This window comes from Lishizhenia sp. (assembly GCF_057456495.1).
This window is the reverse complement of sequence record NZ_JBVCPV010000002.1, coordinates 32,711-54,172: the sequence shown is the minus strand read 5'-3', so window position 1 is coordinate 54,172 and position 21,462 is coordinate 32,711. Positions and strand designations below refer to the sequence as shown.

14 protein-coding genes are annotated in these 21,462 nt (G+C 37.3%); 4 read left to right on the top strand and 10 right to left on the bottom strand.

Annotated features, from left to right (window positions below; translation table 11 throughout):
- Positions 1–282: 282 nt before the first annotated feature.
- From AC22ZQ_RS00450 to AC22ZQ_RS00430, 5 genes are all read right to left on the bottom strand, one after another.
- The gene (locus AC22ZQ_RS00450) at positions 283–912 is read right to left on the bottom strand and encodes a DsbA family protein (RefSeq protein WP_318956603.1); all 630 of its coding nucleotides are present in this window, start codon (positions 910–912) and stop codon (positions 283–285) included.
- Between the two features lie 91 nt (positions 913–1,003).
- On the bottom strand, positions 1,004–2,254 hold the full coding sequence (locus tag AC22ZQ_RS00445) for a DEAD/DEAH box helicase (protein WP_318956602.1): 1,251 nt from the start codon (positions 2,252–2,254) through the stop codon (positions 1,004–1,006).
- 70 nt (positions 2,255–2,324) lie between these two features.
- Entirely contained in the window at positions 2,325–4,649 is a 2,325-nt protein-coding gene (locus AC22ZQ_RS00440) for a TonB-dependent receptor (RefSeq protein ID WP_318956601.1), read from the bottom strand.
- An 83-nt stretch (positions 4,650–4,732) separates the two neighbouring features.
- Complete coding sequence (locus AC22ZQ_RS00435) at positions 4,733–5,314, bottom strand: MiaE family protein (protein WP_318956600.1); 582 nt, start codon at positions 5,312–5,314, stop codon at positions 4,733–4,735.
- Between the two features lie 80 nt (positions 5,315–5,394).
- Positions 5,395–5,844, bottom strand: a complete 450-nt coding sequence (locus tag AC22ZQ_RS00430; protein WP_318956599.1) for a DUF1569 domain-containing protein — start codon at positions 5,842–5,844, stop codon at positions 5,395–5,397.
- Between the two features lie 181 nt (positions 5,845–6,025).
- Here AC22ZQ_RS00430 and metG point away from each other — a divergent pair, with 181 nt between their 5' ends.
- Positions 6,026–8,080, top strand: coding sequence for a methionine--tRNA ligase (gene metG, locus AC22ZQ_RS00425; RefSeq protein ID WP_318956598.1), 2,055 nt, complete (start codon positions 6,026–6,028; stop codon positions 8,078–8,080).
- Positions 8,081–8,150: 70 nt separating this feature from the next.
- On the opposite strand, the gene AC22ZQ_RS00420 is transcribed toward metG, so the two are convergent.
- Both AC22ZQ_RS00420 and AC22ZQ_RS00415 read right to left on the bottom strand, forming a co-directional pair.
- Entirely contained in the window at positions 8,151–9,080 is a 930-nt protein-coding gene (locus tag AC22ZQ_RS00420; protein WP_318956597.1) for a PorP/SprF family type IX secretion system membrane protein, read from the bottom strand.
- On the bottom strand, positions 9,080–10,324 hold the full coding sequence (locus tag AC22ZQ_RS00415; RefSeq protein ID WP_318956596.1) for a T9SS type B sorting domain-containing protein: 1,245 nt from the start codon (positions 10,322–10,324) through the stop codon (positions 9,080–9,082). Before AC22ZQ_RS00415 ends, AC22ZQ_RS00420 begins: the two co-directional genes overlap by 1 nt.
- 196 nt (positions 10,325–10,520) lie before the next feature.
- Between AC22ZQ_RS00415 and AC22ZQ_RS00410 the strand changes: the two genes are divergently transcribed.
- Entirely contained in the window at positions 10,521–15,179 is a 4,659-nt protein-coding gene (locus AC22ZQ_RS00410; protein WP_318956595.1) for an autotransporter outer membrane beta-barrel domain-containing protein, read from the top strand.
- A gap of 196 nt (positions 15,180–15,375) precedes the next feature.
- The gene (rnr, locus tag AC22ZQ_RS00405) at positions 15,376–17,526 is read left to right on the top strand and encodes a ribonuclease R (protein WP_318956594.1); all 2,151 of its coding nucleotides are present in this window, start codon (positions 15,376–15,378) and stop codon (positions 17,524–17,526) included.
- 55 nt (positions 17,527–17,581) lie between these two features.
- Here the strand turns inward: rnr and AC22ZQ_RS00400 are convergent, their stop codons facing one another.
- Together AC22ZQ_RS00400 and AC22ZQ_RS00395 are read right to left on the bottom strand one after the other, a co-directional pair.
- Positions 17,582–17,749: a hypothetical protein gene (locus AC22ZQ_RS00400; protein ID WP_318956593.1), complete on the bottom strand. Its 168-nt coding sequence runs from the start codon at positions 17,747–17,749 to the stop codon at positions 17,582–17,584.
- A 106-nt stretch (positions 17,750–17,855) separates the two neighbouring features.
- Positions 17,856–19,055: an aminotransferase class I/II-fold pyridoxal phosphate-dependent enzyme gene (locus AC22ZQ_RS00395; RefSeq protein ID WP_318956592.1), complete on the bottom strand. Its 1,200-nt coding sequence runs from the start codon at positions 19,053–19,055 to the stop codon at positions 17,856–17,858.
- Positions 19,056–19,206: 151 nt separating this feature from the next.
- Here AC22ZQ_RS00395 and AC22ZQ_RS00390 point away from each other — a divergent pair, with 151 nt between their 5' ends.
- A complete protein-coding gene (locus tag AC22ZQ_RS00390) occupies positions 19,207–19,665 on the top strand; it encodes an Lrp/AsnC family transcriptional regulator (RefSeq protein ID WP_318956591.1) in 459 nt (152 codons plus the stop codon).
- 173 nt (positions 19,666–19,838) lie between these two features.
- Here the strand turns inward: AC22ZQ_RS00390 and AC22ZQ_RS00385 are convergent, their stop codons facing one another.
- A complete protein-coding gene (locus AC22ZQ_RS00385; protein WP_318956590.1) occupies positions 19,839–21,398 on the bottom strand; it encodes an ArnT family glycosyltransferase in 1,560 nt (519 codons plus the stop codon).
- Between the last annotated feature and the right edge of the window lie 64 nt (positions 21,399–21,462).

Here is a 21,462-nt window from a genome sequence, read left to right as displayed (position 1 = left end):
ATACTCCCTACCCACTCTCCAAACTGATTTGGCTTAGGGATAGCAGCGGCAGCGCCTGACGGTGCTTTTGTATTGGAGCTTGGCCTATAATAAGCGACTTTAGAAGCTTGGTTTAGGCTATAGCGCAAAACAAAAGCAACAAAGGACTATAGCGGATAGCCTGTTTAAAGCCCCATATTAAATTTGTCCCTCGACTCCGCTCGGGAACCTAGTTTAAACCTATTGATTAAAGCACAAAAAAGGCCCTTTCGGGCCCTTCAGTAATTCTATATTTCAAAACTTTTACAAATTCTTCAAGTTCTCTTCTACCATTTCTAAAGGCACATAACCTCTGGCGATGGCGTAGAGTTTTCCTTCTCCTTTGTCTACAGCTAACGTTGGGAAACCGTTTACACCTATTTGCTGACAAACACTAAATTCTTCGAAGCTTTGCTCAACAATCTTCTTGTCTTGCATTTGCGCGATGAATTCCTCACCGTTTAATCCAAATTCTTCGGCCATTTTACCGTAAGCCTCCGTATCCATAGGTTGAATAGCATCAAAGTAGATTGCCTTTTGCAAACGTGAAGCAAAGGCTACTTGCTCTTGGGGCTTGTGTTGTTTAAATACACTCAATGCAACTGCCGTTGGAATAGAAGTGAATTCTGTACTTCCTTCTTCTAAAATGTCTTTTAAAAAGGCTTCGCTGAATTTTACGCCTGAACGCTCTTCTACTTGTTTGTAACCGTCTTTAATAAAAGGTGCTACTTCTCCAATGGGTCCAGCTCTCTCTCCTGTCATCATACCTCCAGAAATTACCTGGAAATCGTATTCGTCTTTGTATTTCTCATACACTTCCATCATTACCGGTGAAAAACCGTAACACCATCCACAAAGGGCGTCGTAGAAGTAAAATATTGTTCCTTTTTTCATACGGGCACAAAAGTAGGGGTAAAAAAAGAGGATACAAACGCTTTGGGTTTATATCCTTCTTTAGTATTATTTGGCGACAAAGACTGTCGTTCTATTTTTTCTGACCGAGTACTTGCTTTCTTCTTTGCTTTTTAGAATTTGGGTCTGGCTTACGCTTTTTATTGCGATTGGGTTTTTGCTTACTATTCTTCGCTTTTGGAGTAGGTTCATCTTGCGGTTCAAAACCTTCTTCGATTTTAGATGGAATTTGTGTTTTCAACAACTTCTCTATATCCTTTAAGTATCCTAACTCGTCAGCTCCTACCAAAGAAATCGCCAAGCCTGCAGCTCCTGCTCTACCTGTTCTACCAATACGGTGAACGTAGTCTTCTGGAACATTTGGTAACTCATAATTAATTACGTGCGGTAACAATGGAATATCCAATCCTCTAGCGGCAATATCTGTAGCTACCAGAGCTTTTATTTTACCTGCTTTAAAATCTTTTAGCGCTGCCGTTCTTTGGTTTTGACTCTTGTTACCATGTATAGCAGATGCCTTTATTCCTCTTTTATCGAGTTTCTGACATAAACGATTGGCTCCGTATTTTGTACGTGTAAAAATCAAAACTTGCTCCATTTCTGCATCAAAAATGATTTTGATTAACAAGGCTGTTTTTTCTGCTTTATCCACCCTATAGGCCAATTGGTCTACACGTTCAGCTGTTGTATTTTCTGGAGCAGCTTCTACTTGCGCCGCATTGTTTAAAATCCCTCCTGCTAATTTCTTAATCTCCTTGCTAAAGGTTGCAGAAAACATCAAATTTTGACGTTGCTTCGGCATAAGCTTCATGATGCGCTCTATATCGCGCAAGAACCCCATGTCTAACATACGATCGGCCTCATCGAGCACCAATACTTCAACTTTGTTAAGTTTGATATGTTTTTGGTTGTGGAGGTCTAATAACCTACCTGGAGTTGCTACCAAAATATCTACACCTTGTTTAAGGGTACGTACTTGTGGGTTCTGATTAACTCCCCCAAAGATTACGGTAGATTTTAAATTTAAATTAGCGCCATAGTCTCTTACAGAATCGTAAACTTGACTGGCTAATTCTCTCGTTGGTGTAAGAATAAGTGCGCGAATGGCTCTTTTTCCGTCTACCTTTTGTTCGCTTAATTTATGTAATAATGGCAAGGTAAATCCTGCCGTTTTCCCGGTTCCTGTTTGGGCTGAGGCTAATATGTCTCTCCCTTTTAATATCTCTGGAATTGCCTTTTCTTGTATGGGTGAAGGCTGCGTGTACCCTTTTGCTTGAACTGCTTCTAACAATTCACTTTTTAATCCTAATGATTCGAATGTCATATATATACTTGAAAGGGACGAACAGATGCCGTCCCTTTTATTTGGTACAAAGATAGTCTATTCTATTGGATTAGAAATCTACAACAATTCCTAAGGATGGAAGTATAGTTCCTGTGGCTACAGAAGGAAATTGTTTTAACTCAATAGGTTGAACCGGTACTCCGTTTTCATCTTGTACTAATCCGTATGAAGGCTCTGATGGCGTTGCTTGTCCAAATACATTTTGTACTTCAAAGTAGATGTCTAAAGTCCATTTTTCAAAATTCCATTTCTTATCGATACGTATGTCTGTTTGGTTGAAGGAAGCCAAAAACTCTTCTCCTAATCGGTTGTAATCTTTCACCAATGCAGGGTAAGTTTGTTCACTTGCTTCTACATCTACAGGAGCATAAGGTGTTTTTCCTAAGAAACGCGTTCTGGCACTAATCTCCCAGTTGTTTCCAAATTTATACCCTCCTGTTAAACTGATCAATACTTTGTTATCCCACGCCGATGGTAAATACACGTCTTCGTCAAAACTTGTGAATTCACTCTTGTAGAAAGTAACCGAAGCTACTCCATAAAAGTGCTTGGTGAATTTCTTTTGTGCCAACAACTCTATACCGTAAGTTCTACCCAATCCTATGCTGGTTACAGGTTCGTTTCCTAATACAGAGAAGTCTCCTCCTAAATTGGCCAAACTCACAGAATCTGTTAAAGAAACTGGATAGTTACTGTACTTTTTATAAAACCCTTCTACGGTAAACTTAGTAGATGAATTCAACAAGAACTCTACTCCTGCTACCAGGTGGTCTGATTGAATGTAATCAGCATCTCTGTTGGCAAAATTACCCTGGTTGTTGGTAAACCCTAAAATGGTATAACTCGGTAATTTGAAGTAACGTCCGATAGAGGCATTTAAACTCCAGCGTTGTTTTTTATCCAATTGATAAGAGAATGCTGCTCTCGGACTCAAGGTTTTGTAAATGTCATTTCCATTATTAGTAAAGTCATTTCCATCAAAACGCAAACCTCCAGAAATACTCAATTTATCTTTCAACACTTTAGTAGAGGCCTGAACGAAAGCACCGTATTTCCAAAAATTTATAGCGTTTTCGTAATTAAATCCGCTCACCGTATTGGTTGTATTATTCGAATAGTCAGCATTTTGAACTACTCCACCAAAAGCTAACTCCCACTTTTCGTAGAAACGTTTGTAGTAATATCTAGCCTTGGTTTCTTGCTCTTGCGATACATTATTTAAGTATAAACCTGTAAGGTTGATGTTGTCTTGATAACGCTTAAAGTTGTTGTTCAATATATTGGTACTCACAGCCGTAAGCATATACCCATTCACATCTTTAAAACGCTTTTTCCAACTTAAACCACTGGTTGTTGACCATTGTTTAATGACTGGAATTTGCTCCAATGTGGCTTGCTGCTCCTCATCAAATTCATCGGGTACATTAATGGCAAAATCATCTAAAGATCCTACACCGGTAAAGTTCAACTCGTTGTATTTGTTGATTTTATGGTTGATTTTGTACTGATAATCCCAGTAATCTGGCAAAAATGGAAGGTCTAGGGCTTGAAACAAAAATTGTAAGTATGATCTTCTAGCAGATACGATATACGTTGTTTTGGCTTCTTCTTTATCTTTCTTGAAAAGTGGTCCTTCTAGCGTCAATGCCGCCTCACTACTACTTAGCCTGAAGTTGGTTTTCATTTCTCGAGCATTTCCTGTACGTTGTTCAAATTGCAGTACTCCAGAAAGCACATTATCATACTGTGCGCCAAAAGACGAAGTTGAAAGCGTTACTCCTTCGAAAAAAGAGACATTCAATAAACCTACAGGTCCACCTGCAGAACCTTGCGTAGAGAAGTGGTTGATGTTTGGAATTTCAATTCCGTCTAAGTAATACACATTCTCATTCGGCGCTCCACCACGTATGATGACATCATTTCTAAAACCACCTACAGAACCTGAAACCCCCGGTAAAGATTGTACTACTTTGGCAATATCGTTATTACCTCCAGGGTAGGTTGCAATTTCTTCTTGACTCAATTTATTAGAAGATAGAGGAGTTTCTTTATCCTTCTTAAATGGATTGGCAACAATTTCAACTCCTTCCAAGTCTGTTGCTTCTTCTTGCAATACAAAATCAACATCTGGGTTACCTCCAGAACGAACTACAATGTTATATTTTATCTCGGGTTTATACCCCGTTCCTGTCGCTTCTAAGGCATAGGTTTTTGGGGGCAATCCAGTGATTTCGTACTTTCCATCAAAATCGGTTACGGCACCTTTGTCCTCCCCTACTATTTTCACTTTTATTCCAAAAAGTCCTTCACCTGTTTTACCATCTGTTACTGTACCTCTTAAAATACCTTCCTGACCAAAGGCAAAGATGCCCATTATAAGACATAAAAAAAGTGTTGTTATTCCTCGCATGCTACAAAATTATGCAAGGATAACAACACTTCAAATCAATTGTTCACTTATCCGTGAATTGTTTCTTCTTTTCCGTAATTTTTTATCACATCCGCTTCGTATTCTAACCATTCTTTCCAACGTTGATCAACGTCTGTTCCTTCGGTTAACTCTTTGGCCAAGCGTAAGAATAAGGTATAGTGTCCAGCTTCTGAAATCATCAATTCTCTATAGAATTCTGCCAACTCCTCGTCATCTATATTATCCGATAAAACTTTAAAACGTTCACAGCTTCTCGCTTCTATCATGGCTGAGAAAAGTAAACGGTCAATCAAACGTTGATTTCTAGAACCTCCGCTAATCATGAATTTGTACAACTCATTTACGTAGCTGTCTTTACGCTCTAAACCAAGTTTAAATCCTCTCGCTTTGATTTTTTCGTGTACCATTTCGAAGTGCTCCAATTCTTCTTGCGCCAACTTCAACATTTCCGTTACCAAATCTGGGTACTCAGAGTTTTGAACAACAATAGAAATTGCATTACTCGCCGCTTTTTGTTCACACCAAGCGTGATCAGTTAACACTTCTTGTATGTTCGTTTCCACAAGTTTAGCCCATCTTGGATCTGTAGGTAACTTTAATCTAAGCATCTGATAAAATTTTTTGCAAAGAAAAGGAATTTGAAAGTTTTCTTCGGTCTCCTCCGCTATTTATTTAAGATTTAAGGACTTTATATTCCAAATTGTTCAAAGTGGTGTTGCAAATGTTTGTCAAACAAAGTATTCCATTCAGCAGCTGTTAACGGACCAAAGTTTGGACTCTTTTTCCCTTCAAAACTCGCTTCTCCTTCTTGAATTACTTTTTCAATATTCGCCAAAAGCTCCGTTTTTTCCTTTTCAAATTCTCTTTCATCAACGATGTAAAATGCCGGAGAAGTACGTATGTTTTTCTTGTAAGGTTTATCTCCCACAACCAAAGGTTTAACAAACTTCTTTAACATGAAATTCATCAAAAAACCCTTCTTCTTTTGCTCTGTAGAAAAACTGTTGGTATACGTTGCGTTCAAATGCGCCAACATCTGTGGTGCGTTCATTTTTCCCCATAAAGGTTGCGTATTTGTATCTAGCTTATCCAGGCGCTCTTGTACGCTTGTTAAATAGGCTTCGTTATAAATTTTCATGTACTTTATTTTCTTACAAAAATAGAGGGATAGTTCACTTCTAGCTCATGCTTGATTACAAAATTTATATTCGTCATTTTTCCCTTGATTTCACTACTATTCTGACCGGTAAAAACTCTTCTTCGTCCTCCCCTGTTCATCCAATTAAAACAATTATCTTTGCTGCCATAAAATTAGGATGATGAGCAAAGCAAAATATACAATTACCGCAGCCCTTCCGTATGCAAACGGTCCCCTTCATTTAGGTCACGTTGCGGGTGTTTATTTACCAGGAGATATCTTTTCTAGGTTCTTACGTTTAAATGGTCATGATGTGGCTTTCATTTGTGGAAGTGATGAACACGGTGCTGCCATTACGTTAAGAGCAAAAAAAGAAGGGATCACACCCCAAGAAATTGTAGATAAATACAACGGTATTATCGCAAAGTCATTCTCTGATTTCAATATTAATTTTGACATTTTCCACAGAACATCAACTGAAATTCACAAAGAAACGGCACAAGCTTTCTTTAAGAAACTGAATAATGAAGGAAAATTCATTCAAAAGACAAGTGAGCAATATTACGACGAAGAATACAATCAATTCTTAGCCGATAGGTACATTACCGGAACTTGTCCAAGCTGTAAAAACGAAGGTGCTTACGGTGACCAATGTGAGAAATGTGGTTCGGCTTTGAGTCCGACAGAATTAATAGATCCAAAATCTACTTTAAGTGGAAAAACTCCAGTATTGAGAGAAACATCTCACTGGTTTTTACCGATGGACCAAGCAGAAGAATGGTTAAAGGAGTGGATCAAAGAAGGTAAATTAAACGGAGAGCAACAGCACAACCCAAGCGAATGGCGTAAGCAAGTTATTGGGCAGTGTATGAGTTGGATAGATGGTGGTTTAAAGCCACGTGCAATGACCAGAGATTTAGACTGGGGAGTTCCTGTTCCTGTTGAAGGAGCGGATGGAAAAGTATTGTACGTTTGGCTAGATGCTCCTATCGGTTACATTTCAGCGACCAAACAATGGGCGGCTGACAATGGTAAAAACTGGAAAGATTACTGGACAGGTGATAGAAAATTAGTGCATTTCATCGGAAAAGATAACATCGTATTCCACGCTATTATTTTCCCAATTTTATTGAAAGAACACGGTGGATTGATTTTACCAGATAACGTTCCAGCCTCTGAATTCTTGAACTTAGAAGGAGACAAATTTTCAACTTCTCGTAACTGGGCCGTTTGGTTACACGAGTACTTGGAAAGACACCCAGACAAGATTGACGAATTGAAATATACACTTACTGCTATTGCTCCTGAAAGTAAAGACAGTGAGTTTACATGGAATGAATTCCAAGCAAGAGTAAACAATGAGTTGGCCGATGTAATGGGTAACTTTGTGAACCGTGCTTTGGTGTTGAACCAAAAATACTACAAAGGAGAAGTTCCCGTTAGAGGAGAATTAGACGCTTACGATAAAGAAGTGATTGCAGCTGTAGAAAACATTCCTACGCGTATTGCTGAATTATTGTACAAATACAAAATTAGAGAAGCCCAACAAGAAGCCATGAACTTGGCGCGTATCGGTAACAAATATTTAGCAGATACTGAGCCTTGGAAATTGGCAAAAACGGATCCTGAGCGTGTAAAAACAATCATGAATATTGCCTTGCAAATTACAGCAAACTTGAGCATCGTATTTGAGCCTTTCTTACCAGACACCGCTGATAAGTTAAGAAGCTTCATGAACTTGGAGAAAATGGATTGGACCAAAGCAGGTAGCATGGATCTTTTACCAGAGGGATCCGTAACAAACAAGCCTAGTATTTTATTCCAAAAAATAGAAGATAGCTTAGTAGAAGCAGAACAAGAAATTTTAAAAGCTTCGCAACAAAGTAACCCAAGTTTACCGCCACAAAAAGAGAACATTTCTTTTGATGATTTCACGAAAATGGATATCAGAATCGGAACTATTTTAGAAGCTGAAAAAGTGCCAAAAGCTGATAAACTATTGAAATTATTGGTAGATACTGGTATTGATAAAAGAACCGTTGTTTCTGGAATAGCAGAGCACTATGACGCAGAAGAAGTTGTGGGTAAAAAAGTAAGTGTTTTGATGAATTTAGCGCCGCGTAAAATTAGAGGTGTTGAATCTCAAGGGATGATTTTGATGGCAGAAAATGAAGCCGGAGAATTGAGCTTTGTTTCACCAGAAAAAGCTTTCGAAGCCGGAGGAGAAATTAGATAAGTAATTATTTTATTATAGGAAAAAGGAGTTGCAGCGATGTGACTCCTTTTTTGTTTTATGAAGATTATCACTAATCAAATACTGGAACTCCTTTATCATACTCGTGGTAGAGTTTACCCGCTTTAAAAGAGAACATAATTTCGTGGGTTCCGAAGGTATTACTCTGCAATGAACTCGTTGTGAAATCATAACTATAAGCAATCGTATACATTTCTTTTATGCGTAGACGTAGCATACCCGTTATAGCATCTTCAGTTCTGTATCCTAAGCCAAAAGCGAACTTGTCGAAATAATCAAAAATCAACATTAAACTGGCTTGCGGATTTGCTCCTCTTACATAGTCTATTTTGGCGCGTGGTAAAAAACAAAATCCATATTTGTTATCAAACTTATATCCCCCTTGCAACGAATAATGCATGCGGAAACGACTTTCAGTTCCTGGTGCCGTCCATTTATTGCGTAAAATCTCTTCTCCACTCAAGCCTAAATAAAAGTCATTGTTGTTGTAAAGTGCTCCTAGCGTTACGCGTGGAAAGTAGATATTGGTAACATTGCTCCCCACCGTAAGGTCTGGATCTACGGTAGTTGCATTAATTTGATCAAAAGCTAATTGTTGAAGCCCCAAACTGGTTCCAAAACTCAACATTTGGGTTCTGTCTAAAGGGATGTGAAAGGCATAGTTCAAACCTACCATCATGTGCGTAAACTCTCCGGCTTGGTCACGTTGCACATTGAGCCCTACACCATGATAGGGTTTTAGGTAATTCCCTCTTTTGAATACCATAGGGGCATTGAAGGTGAGCAACCCAATATTGGGTGCGCCATCAAAACCAGCCCACTGTTCTTTATATCCTGTCTTAAATTCAAACTTCTTTGTTATTCCTGCAAAAGAGGGGTTATACGCAAAAGAATTTTCTGACCACATACTAAAGCTTCCCAATTGTTGTGCAAACAAAAGAGAGCTACTAAAACATATGAAAAGATAAAAGATGTATCTCATTATCTAATTAGGTTGATGTGTCCTTTCAAGGGTTTTTCATCTTCTTCTTGGGTCAAATATATCACATAATAGTATACCCCAGCAGGCAAGTTCTGCCCCTTGTGCATACCATCCCATTCTTCTTCCTTATTGTATCCCGTTTTTTGAAATACAACTTGTCCCCAACGGTTAAAAATTTCCACCTTACAATCTGGGTATTTTTCTATCCCTTCAATTTCCCAAGTGTCATTATTCCCATCATTGTTCGGCGTAAAGGTATTTTTTATATCGAGTGGTGAGTCTACAGTAACCACTACTTCATCACTACTCGTGCAATTTCCATCTGTTACCGTTAAGGTATAAGTTGTCGTTTGTTTAGGTTCTACAAAAGGTTGAATATTATCAGGATATTTCATACCTATCGTGGGAAACCAAGTAAACGTTGGTGCATTTGTACTGGCATTCAATTTTGTATCCTCACCAAGTTCTATGGTTCTATCTACTCCCGCATAAACGCTATATCCATTTACCGTAAACGCTATGGCATTGCTTGCAAAAACTTGATCACATGGTGCAAAACAATGTATATCCGCAGTTACCACGTCGCCATCTTGTAAATCGGAAGTTGTAAAAACACCTTGGGTATTGCTTTCTATGAAGTTTCCGTTGATGTACCAATTCACTTCATTGGTATCACAATCACTTATTGACGCATTGATACTTACCTCATCTCCTGCACAAATAATAGTATTCTCATAGGTTATTTGTAATTGAGCTGGATCAGGTTCTACTGCAGTTCCTGAAAGATTTACATCTAAACTTCCTTCAGCACCTCCACTACCATTAATCAACAACAAATAATTTTGATTGGCCCCTAAACCAAAGGCGTTTAAGGTAAAGTTAGTTGTTATGTTCGACTCACATGTGCTGACCACTGTTAATCCATTCGCATCACAACCATTAGCTGTTTCAAACAATACGGCTTGGAAAGCAGCACCATTTTGAAAATTAAAATTGCTCAAATCTATACTTGCATCACCTCCATTTGCATCACTCGTAAACTTCAACCAAATAGAATTTTGTGTTACAAAGCAAGAGCTTGCATCATCTGCACAAGATGTACAAGAGCTCGCTCCTATGGTGTTAACGTTAAGGGGTGAGTTTGGACAAATTTCCAAGGCCTGATCACAGACATCATAAGCCTGCTGAGCCCCTAAAAATCCAATGCTTCCAAAAAGAAAGAGTATGCTGCTAATTATTTTCATTACGACTAAGTTACAGTTTATAAACGAAAAATAAAGTGAGACATTGCAGTGAATACAGCGATCTTGATTCCATTTTATACACATCCCAATAGCGATAACATTTTCTAACCTCTAGTCACTAGTTTTGTGAAAATTAACATCTTTAACACTTCTTGGCATAGTAACTGATTTTACCTTGTCAAATAACACCAGGGATATGAAAAGAATTTTTACACTACTCGCAATTTTAACCCTCTTTACAGCTGCTGCTCAAAAAGTAGATTACGACTATAATAGTAGATGGTACTTTGGCTTAAATGCTGGAGCTACTTGGCAAACTACAGATGTTAATACTAAACTTAGATTAGGATCAGGTTTTGTATTTGGGAAATCGTTTAACATGGACAGAGGAAGACTTCTTTCTTTCGATTTAGGTGTAAGATACCTTTATGGTTATTGGGAAGGAGTGGATGATTTTCAAACGACTAACATCTCTGCTAATGCCCCTGTATACAATGTATACAATAATTTAGGAGCCTTTCAACAAAACTTTTTAAGTGAACAACACGCCGGAGATATTGAATTGGCCCTTCACTTTAATAGACTTAGAGAACGTACAGGATGGGATCCTTATCTTTTCGGAGCCATAGGTTTTACAGCGCACCAAAGTTATGGTGATATTTACACCTATGACGGTGATTTCAACCAAGTGCCTTACGATTTTGCTGCTGGTGAACAGTTAGAGGGAGTTTACAGAACTCCTTTAGAGGCAAACAGCGGAACACTTACTTACAACAACTTTGTTTGGAGAACAACACCTAGTTTAGGTTTTGGGATAGGTTACTATTTTGCACCGCGCATTTCTTTCGGTTTCGAACACAGAACAACCTTTACGCTAACAGATTATTACGACGGAACTGTTGTAGATGAATCTGGTTTTGCTGATAACTACAATGATTTGTACCACTACTCAAACCTCTATTTAAAATGGTACATTAAAGACAGACATAGAGAAGAAGATGATTATGTACAAGAGGAACCACAACCTGAACCTGAAGAATTGGTGGAGGATGTAAATAAAGTGTATTTACCGATAGTAGATTTTACACAACCCTCTAGTACTCCTACAAAAGTTGCAAACCCGAACTATACATTAAAAGCAAAGGTTCAATATGTAGCGGGTAAAGACAATGTTCAGTTTAGTCAGAATGGTCAAAACAGCAGAACATTTACTTACAATGCAAATACAGATGTATTTACAGCAAACGTTACATTAATTCCTGGTCAAAACACTTTCACCTTACAAGGAACAAATGAAGAAGGTGCCGACCAAGAAACAATTATTATCAACTACGAAAGGGAAGTTAAAACTCCTCCCGTTGTAGAAATAACAAGACCTAATAATACACCACATACAGTGTATAAAAACGTGTATAGCCTGAATGCGAATGTGTTGAATGTTACAAGTAAGCAAAACATTACTTTTACTTTCAATAACCAAGTATTGAACAATTTTAATTTCAATACTCAAAATGGTGTGTTGAGTGCCAACTTAAACTTAATCTCAGGTACCAATACAGTTCATATTGCAGCTACAAACGAAGATGGAAGCGCCAGCGATGAAACACTTTTGATCTACAAAAGAGAAGTGAGTATTCAACAACCAGATGTACAGTTTACAAATCCTTCAATTAGTCCGTACACCCACAACGCCAACACCTTTAACTTGGTGGCTAATGTTTTAAATGTTACCGACATCAACAACATCATTTTTAAAGTAAATGGTAGTCAAAACCAGAACTTTAGTTTTAATGCTAACACCGGTATTTTTACAGCGAATGTTGTGTTGATGGGAGGTCAGAACGTTTTTGAAATAATTGGAAGCAACAGTGCTGGTACTGACCAAGACATTGTTTTTATTAACTATAGAGAACCAGCTCCTACCCCACCGGTAGTTGCGATTACAAATCCTCAGAACCCAACATATGTTACCAATAATAGTAACCACACCGTTGTTGCAAACATTCTAAACATTAGTAGTGCAAACCAAATTACTATGACTGTAAATGGAAGTACTACACAAAACTTTAGTTACAACAATAATAACAACACACTTACAGCAAATGTAAATTTGGTGGAAGGGAATAACATTGTTACAATTAGTGCAACAAATGGAGATGGAACAGATAGCAAGCAATGTACTATTGTTTACAGAAAACCAGTAACTGTTCAAGCTCCAACGGTAGAGTTTACGCAACCTAACTATTCTCCATTTACTACAAACACGCAACAACAATATATTACTGCTGCAGTATACAATGTAAGCAGTGCCAATGCTATAAATGTTAGTGTGAATGGAAGTAATTTCAACAACTTTACTTACAACGCTAACACACATCAAGTGAACTTCAATGTTAACTTAATTGAAGGGGCAAACATCATTACAATCAGTGCAACAAATAGCGCAGGTTCTGATAATGATTCACAAACTATCATCTACAGAAAACCAGTAACTCAGGCTGCTCCTATTGTAAATATTGTAGATCCCGTTCAGAGTCCGCTTACAGTGTACAACAACAATTACTTAGTTCAGGCAACGGTTCAACACGTTAATGGTAGTCAGGATATAACCGTAAAAATAAATGGTATTGCTACACAAAACTTTAGCTATGTTGCTTCTAACAATCAAGTAAGTGTAAATGCTGGGTTAAATGAAGGTGCGAATACCATCCAAATCTTAGCAAGTAACAATGCAGGTCAGGATAGTGAGAGTACAACAATTATTTACAAAAGACAGCAAGTAGCAACTCCTCCGGTGGTTCACATTACGCAACCTGCAACTAATGTAACGGTTGGTACGAGTAATTATCAGATTACCGCTCTGGTACAAAACATCAATAATGAAAATGATATTGACTTAGTAATAAATGGAAATGGAATTAACAATTTTACTTACAATGCCAATACTTTAGAGTTAACATACACGCTCAACTTTAACAATGCAGGTATATACACCGTTCAAATTGTTGCTAGTAATGCGGCTGGTACAGCAAGTGATAATGTAAACATCAATTACCAACCAGAAGAAGATCAAAAATTACCAGAGGTATATTACTTACAACCGAGTAGTAATATTACCGTGAACACTCCTAACTATGCCTTGAAAGCAAAAGTATTACATGTTGACACAAAATCTCAAATTGTTTTGAAACACAATGGTCAAACCGTAAACCAATCGCTTTACAGCTTTAATACAGCGAACAAGGAAGTAGTCTTTAACCATAGTTTGGTTCCTGGTAACAATATGTACAAAATCATTGCTACCAACTCAGCTGGAAGTGCTGAAGAAGACATTGCTATTGTTTACAGAAAAGTAGTGGTGAAATGTGATGAACCTATAATTCGATTAGTGGCTCCGGCAACTACAGCTATTAGAACAGATCAAAACAGTTTCAATGTACAAATGAACATTGCTCATGTAGGAGCAGCAAATCAAATTCAACTCAAAGTAAACGGAAAACCAAAGAACTTCAGTTTTGTTAATGGAGTTTTGAAAACTAAAATTTACCTGACGGAAGGAAGTAACAGCGTTCAAATTATCGCTGCAAACGAATGTGGTCAGACCAAAGAAGCGGTAACTATCACTTACAAAGCGCCACAAAAACCTTGTGATAAACCAACGATCACAAGCAGACAAGCAAGTACAATAAAAACCAAGAATAGTACAACAGCTTTCATAGCTCAAGTAAATGGAGTAAAAGCTTCAAACATGATCAAAGTTATGGTGAATGGTAAAAACCATCCTTTTACTTATGATCCTGCGAGCAAACAACTGCGTATTGCTATTAATCCTTTACAAATGGGGAATAATACCATTAAAATAATGGCCAACAATGAATGCGGAGGTATAGATGTAAACTATTCTATAGTAAGAGAAGACTGTGAAAAGCCTGTATTAAACTTGAGATCATCTCAAAATGACAGACAAAAAACAATCGCTGATGATATGATTACAATTTCAGGTAACATTAGTGATGTGAAAAATAGAGCAGATGTAGAGGTAATCTTCAATGGAAGAGCTACAACATTTAACTTTTCTCCGAACAATGGTGCTTTTAGTTTTAGACAGAACTTAAAAATTGGTAAAAACTTAATTATAGTAAAGGCCAAGAATGAATGTGGAAGTGCCCAAAAATCATTCAGTTTTAACTACATGCCACAACCCGTAGTTGCCAAACCAACCTTAACTTTAGTTTATCCAAAAACTACAAAATTTGCTACGGAACAAGCAAATCATACGGTTAAAGTAAAAGCTTCTAATGTAACAGCGGCTTCAGATATTCAGGTGAAAATAAATGGTGTGAATACGCGTTTCAAGTTTCACGTTCCTTCACAAATGATTAGTTTCAATACTACCTTAAAAGCTGGAATCAATAAAATTGTAGTGTCTGCGGTTAATGTAAGTGGGAGCGCAACTTTAAACCTTGAAATGAATTACAAGGAAAAACCACAAGAAGCAAAACCCGTAATAACCATTACAAATCCAGATGCAACGCCAGCTATCCTTTCTAAAGAAGGTAGAGTTTTGTTCCAAGCAAATGTGACGAACATTACGAAAGCTTCACAGGTCAAAGTATACATGAATGGAAAATTGTATTCTAACTACCAAGCTGAATTGAATAACGGAGTTTTAACAATTAACGCTACAGTTTCTATGACCACTAGTAACGCGAATGTAAACCTTCAAATTATTGCAACAAATACAGGAGGAAGTAGCTCTGCAACACAAGTGATTACCTTGCAACAAAGCAAAACAATAGAACTGAATGGAGGTGAAGGTACAACACGACCGACCAATATTCAAAGACGCAGATAATTCAATTAAAACCGCTCTCACCACAGAGCGGTTTTTTAATTCCAAAAATAGCTTCTTATCACTATTTTTATCAAATGACCCTTTGCTTATTCGGTAACCATTTCTTAAAATTATGGCGATGAGCTACGTCGCGAATTTACTTACCTTTGTACCCATTAGGTAAGCACTAATATTCGCTTATCTTACAATACAATATATGTCAAGAAAAAAGAAAAAAGGCGGAAAAAAATCCAACAAACTTAAACAAAGATTAAAAACGAATATCCGTAAGGTATTTGAACAAAACCCAGACGCCCAACTCAATTATAAACAAATCAGTGCCGCTTTAGGAGTTAAAGATGGTGCTACTCGTAAACTGGTATTAACAGCCATGTACGAGCTTAAAGATGATGAAATCCTCAACGAATATTCTCGCGGTAACTTCTGTATCAACGAAGCTAAAACTGAATATTTCGAAGGTGAAATTGAAATCACACAACGTGGTGCCGGTTTCGTAATAATTGAAGGTCTAGAAAAAGATATTTTTATCCAACCTGAAAACACCAACCAAGCACTTCATGGAGATAAAGTGAAGGTAATGGTAATCAAATACGGTAAACGTCGTATAGAAGGAAAAGTAATAGAAGTAACAGAACGCAAGCGAACACAGTTTGTGGGGACGGTTGAAATGCATCCTAAATTTGCTTTTGTTGCAACAGACAACCAACGTTTAAACATGGACCTTTACGTTACACCTGAGCGACTCAATGGAGCTAAGGATGGCGATAAGGTAGTCTGTAAATTAGTTTCTTGGCCTAAAGCCATGCAGAATCCCTTCGGAGAAATTGTTGAAGTTTTGGGGAAACCTGGAGACAACGACACGGAAATGAAAGCTATTCTAATCAGCAATGATTTCGAAACAAGCTTCCCACAAGCCGTCGTACAACAAGCCGAGAAGGTGAGTATGGAATTGGATCCTGAAGAGATTAAAAAGCGCAGGGATATGCGTAAAGTAACGACCTTTACCATAGATCCATTTGATGCAAAAGATTTCGATGATGCACTTTCTTACCAAGTCCTTGAAAACGGAAATATTGAGGTAGGTATTCACATTGCCGATGTGAGTCATTATGTTACCCCAGATAGCGCAATGGACGTTGAAGCGTTGAAAAGAAGTAACTCTGTTTACTTGGTAGATAGAGTAATTCCTATGCTTCCGGAACAGCTTTCTAACTTAGCGTGCTCTTTACGACCAAATGAAGATAAATACACTTTCTCTGCCATTTTCGAAATGGATGAAAAAGGAAAAATCTTTAACCAGTGGTTTGGAAAAACGGTGATTCATAGTGACAGACGTTTTACCTACGAAGAAGCGCAAGAAATTATTGAAGGTGCTGAAGGAGATATGAAAGAGGAAATCCTTGCCTTGGATAAAATTGCCAAAATCTACCGTAAAAAACGTCTGAAAAATGGCGCCTTGAACATAGAGTCTGAAGAGGTGAAATTTAAATTGGATGAAGACGGTGAACCTATAGAGGTTGTTTACAAAGTTTCGAAAGATGCCAATAAACTGATCGAAGAATTCATGCTGCTTGCCAATAAAAAAGTGGCAGAATTTGTAGGGAAGAAAAAAGATAAGGCTGGAAATGTTCCTTTTGTTTACAGGGTTCACGATAAGCCTGATATCGGTAAAATTGAAACCTTCAAAACTTTTATAGACAAGTTTGGGTATGAAATTCACTTCTCAAATGAAGATGAAATTTCTGCTGCTATCAATGCCTTGTTGAGCGATATTAAATTGAAGAATGAATATGGACTCATTCAGTTGATGGCTATAAGATCGATGTCGAAAGCAACCTACGAAACTAAAAACATAGGTCACTACGGTTTAGCGTTTGAATACTATACCCACTTCACTTCTCCTATTCGTCGTTACGCCGATTTAATGGTACATAGAATACTCTTTGATGAATTGAATGGTAAAACGCACCCTTACAGTGGTGTATTGGATGATATTTGTAAGCGTATTTCTCGCCAAGAGAAGAAAGCAACAGAAGCGGAAAGAGATTCTAACAAATACTTCCAGGTGAAATTTGTGAAAGATAAAGTTGGAGAAGTTTTCGAAGGAACTGTTTCTGGGTTAGCCGATTTTGGAATGTTCGTGAAAATGGACGAAAACCAATGTGAAGGAATGGTGAGTTTACAAAGTTTACCTGATGACAATTTTTACTTCGATCAGGATGTTTTTAGCATCGTGGGTAGAAATACAACCAAAGAATACAATTTTGGTGATAAAGTAAAAGTTCAAATTATTGGTGTAGACCCAAGGAAGAGACAAATTGACTTAGAAATCTATCAAGGATTTTAAGTTCGATACCTAGAATATTTATTGTTTAGGAAACGACTAATGTCGTTTCCTTTTTTTATTTCAATACTTCCTTCAATTGGTATACTTTGTAAGCAACTAGACTCGTTAAAACGATTAAAGAGGTTATCAATAAGAAATCGAATTGTGCGGTAATTTTACTTGCCGCAAAAATGATTAACATCACAAAGAAAAGTATACTACTTAGGTGTTTGGCTATTTTCATAGTCGCAAATTTAATTGGTCAGTTAGTTTTTGCATTACCGCACATAATAAAAAAGGTCCAGCATCAATGCCAGACCTTCCGAAATTTTTAATTTCAACTATTCAATTTAAAGTACTCCAACGTCTTTCATGCATGCCTTCATCATATCATAAGTTCTTTCTATATCGTTATCTAAACCGATAGAAAAACGAATAATTCCATCCGACAAGCCCATTTCTTTTTGCTCTTCTTCCGGTATTTCTGATGAGGTAGAAGTACCTGGTGCTGAGAATAAGGTTTTATAGAAACCTAAACTCACAGCCAAATATCCCAAGTTGCGTTCTTGCATCAACTCCATCAAAGCATTCGCTTTTTCCAAAGATCCAGCATCAACAGTTAACATTCCACCATAACCATACTCTTCATTCATCATAGATGTAAATACTTCATGCGAAGGGTGCGATTTCAAACCTGGGTAAACTGTTTTCAAACCATCTTTTTCAAAACGTTCGGCCAAATAAGCAGCGTTATAACTGTGTTGCTTCATTCGAATATGTAAGGTTCTTAAATTCTTTAAAATTGAGGAAGACTGTTGACTATCCATCGCTGCTCCCAACAACATACTTGCTCCGTCGTTTACACTTTTGGTAGCATCAATAAATTCTCTACTCGCACAAATTACTCCTCCCATTGTATCAGAAGCTCCGTTGATAAACTTAGTTAAACTGTGTACAACGATATCTGCTCCTAATTGCGCTGGAGAAATACACAAAGGTGAAAAAGTGTTGTCAACAATAAGTGTTAACCCGTGCTTTTTAGCCAATTTAGAAAGTGCAGGTACATCCGCTACTTCCAACAAGGGATTAGATACTGTTTCACAATACAAAATCTTTGTTTTCGGCGTAATGGCTGCTTCCACAACATCTAACTTTGTGATATCCACAAAAGAAGTCTCTATTCCCAAACGCGGCGTAAAATTCTTTAGAAAGGCATAGGTCCCACCATAGATGGTTCTACTCGATACAATATGATCTCCAGCACCACACAATTGCAAAATAACCGGTGTTATGGCTCCCATTCCTGTAGAAGCAACATTAGCTGTTTCTGTACCTTCCATCTGCGCCAAAGCTTCAGATAAATACAAATTACTTGGCGAAGTATGTCGCGAATACAAATAACAACCCTCTGTGTTTCCTTCAAAAGTATCGAACATAGATTTTGCCGATAAAAAAGTATAGGTTGTAGAATCAGAAATTGAAGGGTTAACTCCTCCAAACTCACCAAAATATTGTAGGTCTTGAATGTTATTTGCGGGTTTAAATTTCATGCTTATAGTTTTTACTAAAGTTCGTGATTTACTGATAAATAATCAATCATTCAACACTAATACAGTTTATTAAACTATATAATCACTATTTTGTAGTTTTATTTTCAATAAACTAAAACATAATCCCCTAGTCAATAGAAAAATTTTCAGCATGAAATTAGACGCTACAGATAAAAAGTTAATCAACCTACTCCAAGAAGATAGCAAACGCACCAACAAGCAATTAGCTGCACTACTTAACTTATCCGTTACTGCGGTTTACGAACGTATTAAGAAATTAGAAAAAGAAGGTGTTATTAAGGACTATGTTGCCTTGGTAGATAAAAACAAAATTGAAAAACCTTTCTTGGTTATTTGTCACGTCAGGCTTTCGCAACACTCTAAAGAATACGTTACTTACTTCGAAAAAGAAGTAAAAAAATTAGAGGAAGTAGTAGAGTGTTTTCATGTTTCGGGTGACTATGATTACATCTTAAAAATCTATGTAAAAGACATGCAATCTTACCGCGATTTTATGATCACCAAACTCACCGCGCTTAAACATATTGGAAGTACACATAGCATTTTCACCATAGGAGAAGTAAAAAATTCTACTGCTTTACCTGTATAAAATGAGAAGGCAAATAGCCGGGCCATACACTGTAGTCCCTACCCTAAATAGTAAGGTTAACTAGGGTTCAAAATCACTTCCGTTGGTCGTAATTTTTCACCAAGTATACCTAAATATTTAGTCCCGGGCGCTGCCGTTGCTGTCCCTATTTGATATTGAATACTACTGTACTTTTAATACAAGCCTTGTAATCTTTGCGTTATATACACAGTGTTTTGATCCTCTTTCAGGTAAGTAGGTATTTCTAAACCAGGGGTTAACATCAACGCTACCTTTAAGCCCTTTGCTTTCAATTCTAAATATTGTTCTTTAGACGGCACAAAAGAATAGGCTATGTTTTGGGTATAAAACATACACTCTACATAATGTCTACCTCCCACGTTAAAGATGACCGTCTGTTCGTCTAAGCTATCTCTCAAATCAAAATAGATGGCTCTGTTTTCCATCATATATTTGGTATAAACATTCTCCGATTTCCACAAGGTGTGTTTTGCTTGTAATTCATCTAGGTCTATCCTAAAAAATACCAGAAAAGATAAGCCCACTGAAAATATACTTACGAAGATGATTTTGGAATTTACTATTCTTTCTACAACATCTAATACACCGTTAAAAAAACTAGCTATTGCCACGAAAAATGGAAACGCTAATATCAGCGTAAAAGAAGGCATCTTTGTTTGGGCAAAAGCAAAAAATAATTCAACTCCCAGACATATAGTTAGCAACCCAAAAAACAAAGCTTTGTTCTCCATTTTTCTGTACAAAAAGAAAAATCCGGGAATCACCAAGTACAAGGCATGGTTGATAAACATCTCTTTCATTCTATAGATGTGATATAGGAATTCTCCATCATGACCTTCTATCACTTCAAAAAAATGTTTGCTGTTATACGCCATTTCGTGGGCCGCTTCTTGGGGATACCACGCAAAGGTTAAAAACTGCCAGGGTAAAGCTATAATTAAGGCAATAACTAGGGCTGAAAACAAGTACAAATACGCCGAAAATTGTTTGCTTTCTTTAAGCAGTATGTACATACCCCATCCCATAAAAACACTTAAACCAACCAGCCATTTACACAATATAGCTGCTCCCACAGCTACTCCAATCGCTATTATCCAATACTTCTTTTTTGAACGAATAAACTCTATCCAAGCCCAAAAACTAGCGGTTACATAAAACAAAAAAGCAACGTCATTGTGCTCTAGCATTCCTCTCCCCGAAACCAATTCTATGAGGTAAAAAGAGGAAAAGAAAAGCAGTGCAGTAATGTATCCTACCCTATCGTTCACCAAGCATTTTCCCATTCTGTATGCCATAGGCACCAACAACGCGCACATTATGGCGCTGGGTAAACGCAAAGCAACTTCATTTGCTCCAAAAAGCTTCATACTTAAAGCCATTTGCCATAAAAACAGGGGTTGTTTATGTAACCAAATGTGTGCTTTATCCCAACCCGAATAATCTGCCGTAATGGGTAAACTGTCGTAAAGCGTTGGTTTTAAAGGATGGTTAATCAAATTCTTGGCCACCAAGGCATGAAAGCGTTCATCCCATACATTCAAAAAAGGATCTAACAAAGTAGCACAAGTATATATACTCAAGGCTCCCATAAACAAAAAGAAAACCGCCCATGTTTTATTCCCTTTCTGATAGGTAATAAGACTTAAAACGAAAAATAGAAAAGTAATACAGAAGAAGATTACTTGTAACCCTGTAAAATAAGTCGTGAACAATTTTTTTTTTTAAAAGTAGGAAATATTTCAGATAAGAAATAGTTCAATTATTCACTTCAATCCA

Bases quoted from the DNA above. Each gene is read 5' to 3' on its own strand.
- AC22ZQ_RS00440 (WP_318956601.1), bottom strand. From the start codon at position 4,649: ATGGGCATCTTTGCCTTTGGTCAGGAAGGTATTTTAAGAGGTACAGTA.
- AC22ZQ_RS00390 (WP_318956591.1), top strand. From the start codon at position 19,207: ATGAAATTAGACGCTACAGATAAAAAGTTAATCAACCTACTCCAAGAA.
- AC22ZQ_RS00435 (WP_318956600.1), bottom strand. From the start codon at position 5,314: ATGCTTAGATTAAAGTTACCTACAGATCCAAGATGGGCTAAACTTGTG.
- AC22ZQ_RS00450 (WP_318956603.1), bottom strand. From the start codon at position 912: ATGAAAAAAGGAACAATATTTTACTTCTACGACGCCCTTTGTGGATGG.
- AC22ZQ_RS00395 (WP_318956592.1), bottom strand. From the start codon at position 19,055: ATGAAATTTAAACCCGCAAATAACATTCAAGACCTACAATATTTTGGT.
- AC22ZQ_RS00410 (WP_318956595.1), top strand. From the start codon at position 10,521: ATGAAAAGAATTTTTACACTACTCGCAATTTTAACCCTCTTTACAGCT.
- rnr (WP_318956594.1), top strand. From the start codon at position 15,376: ATGTCAAGAAAAAAGAAAAAAGGCGGAAAAAAATCCAACAAACTTAAA.
- metG (WP_318956598.1), top strand. From the start codon at position 6,026: ATGAGCAAAGCAAAATATACAATTACCGCAGCCCTTCCGTATGCAAAC.
- AC22ZQ_RS00420 (WP_318956597.1), bottom strand. From the start codon at position 9,080: ATGAGATACATCTTTTATCTTTTCATATGTTTTAGTAGCTCTCTTTTG.
- AC22ZQ_RS00445 (WP_318956602.1), bottom strand. From the start codon at position 2,254: ATGACATTCGAATCATTAGGATTAAAAAGTGAATTGTTAGAAGCAGTT.
- AC22ZQ_RS00415 (WP_318956596.1), bottom strand. From the start codon at position 10,324: ATGAAAATAATTAGCAGCATACTCTTTCTTTTTGGAAGCATTGGATTT.
- AC22ZQ_RS00400 (WP_318956593.1), bottom strand. From the start codon at position 17,749: ATGAAAATAGCCAAACACCTAAGTAGTATACTTTTCTTTGTGATGTTA.
- AC22ZQ_RS00430 (WP_318956599.1), bottom strand. From the start codon at position 5,844: ATGAAAATTTATAACGAAGCCTATTTAACAAGCGTACAAGAGCGCCTG.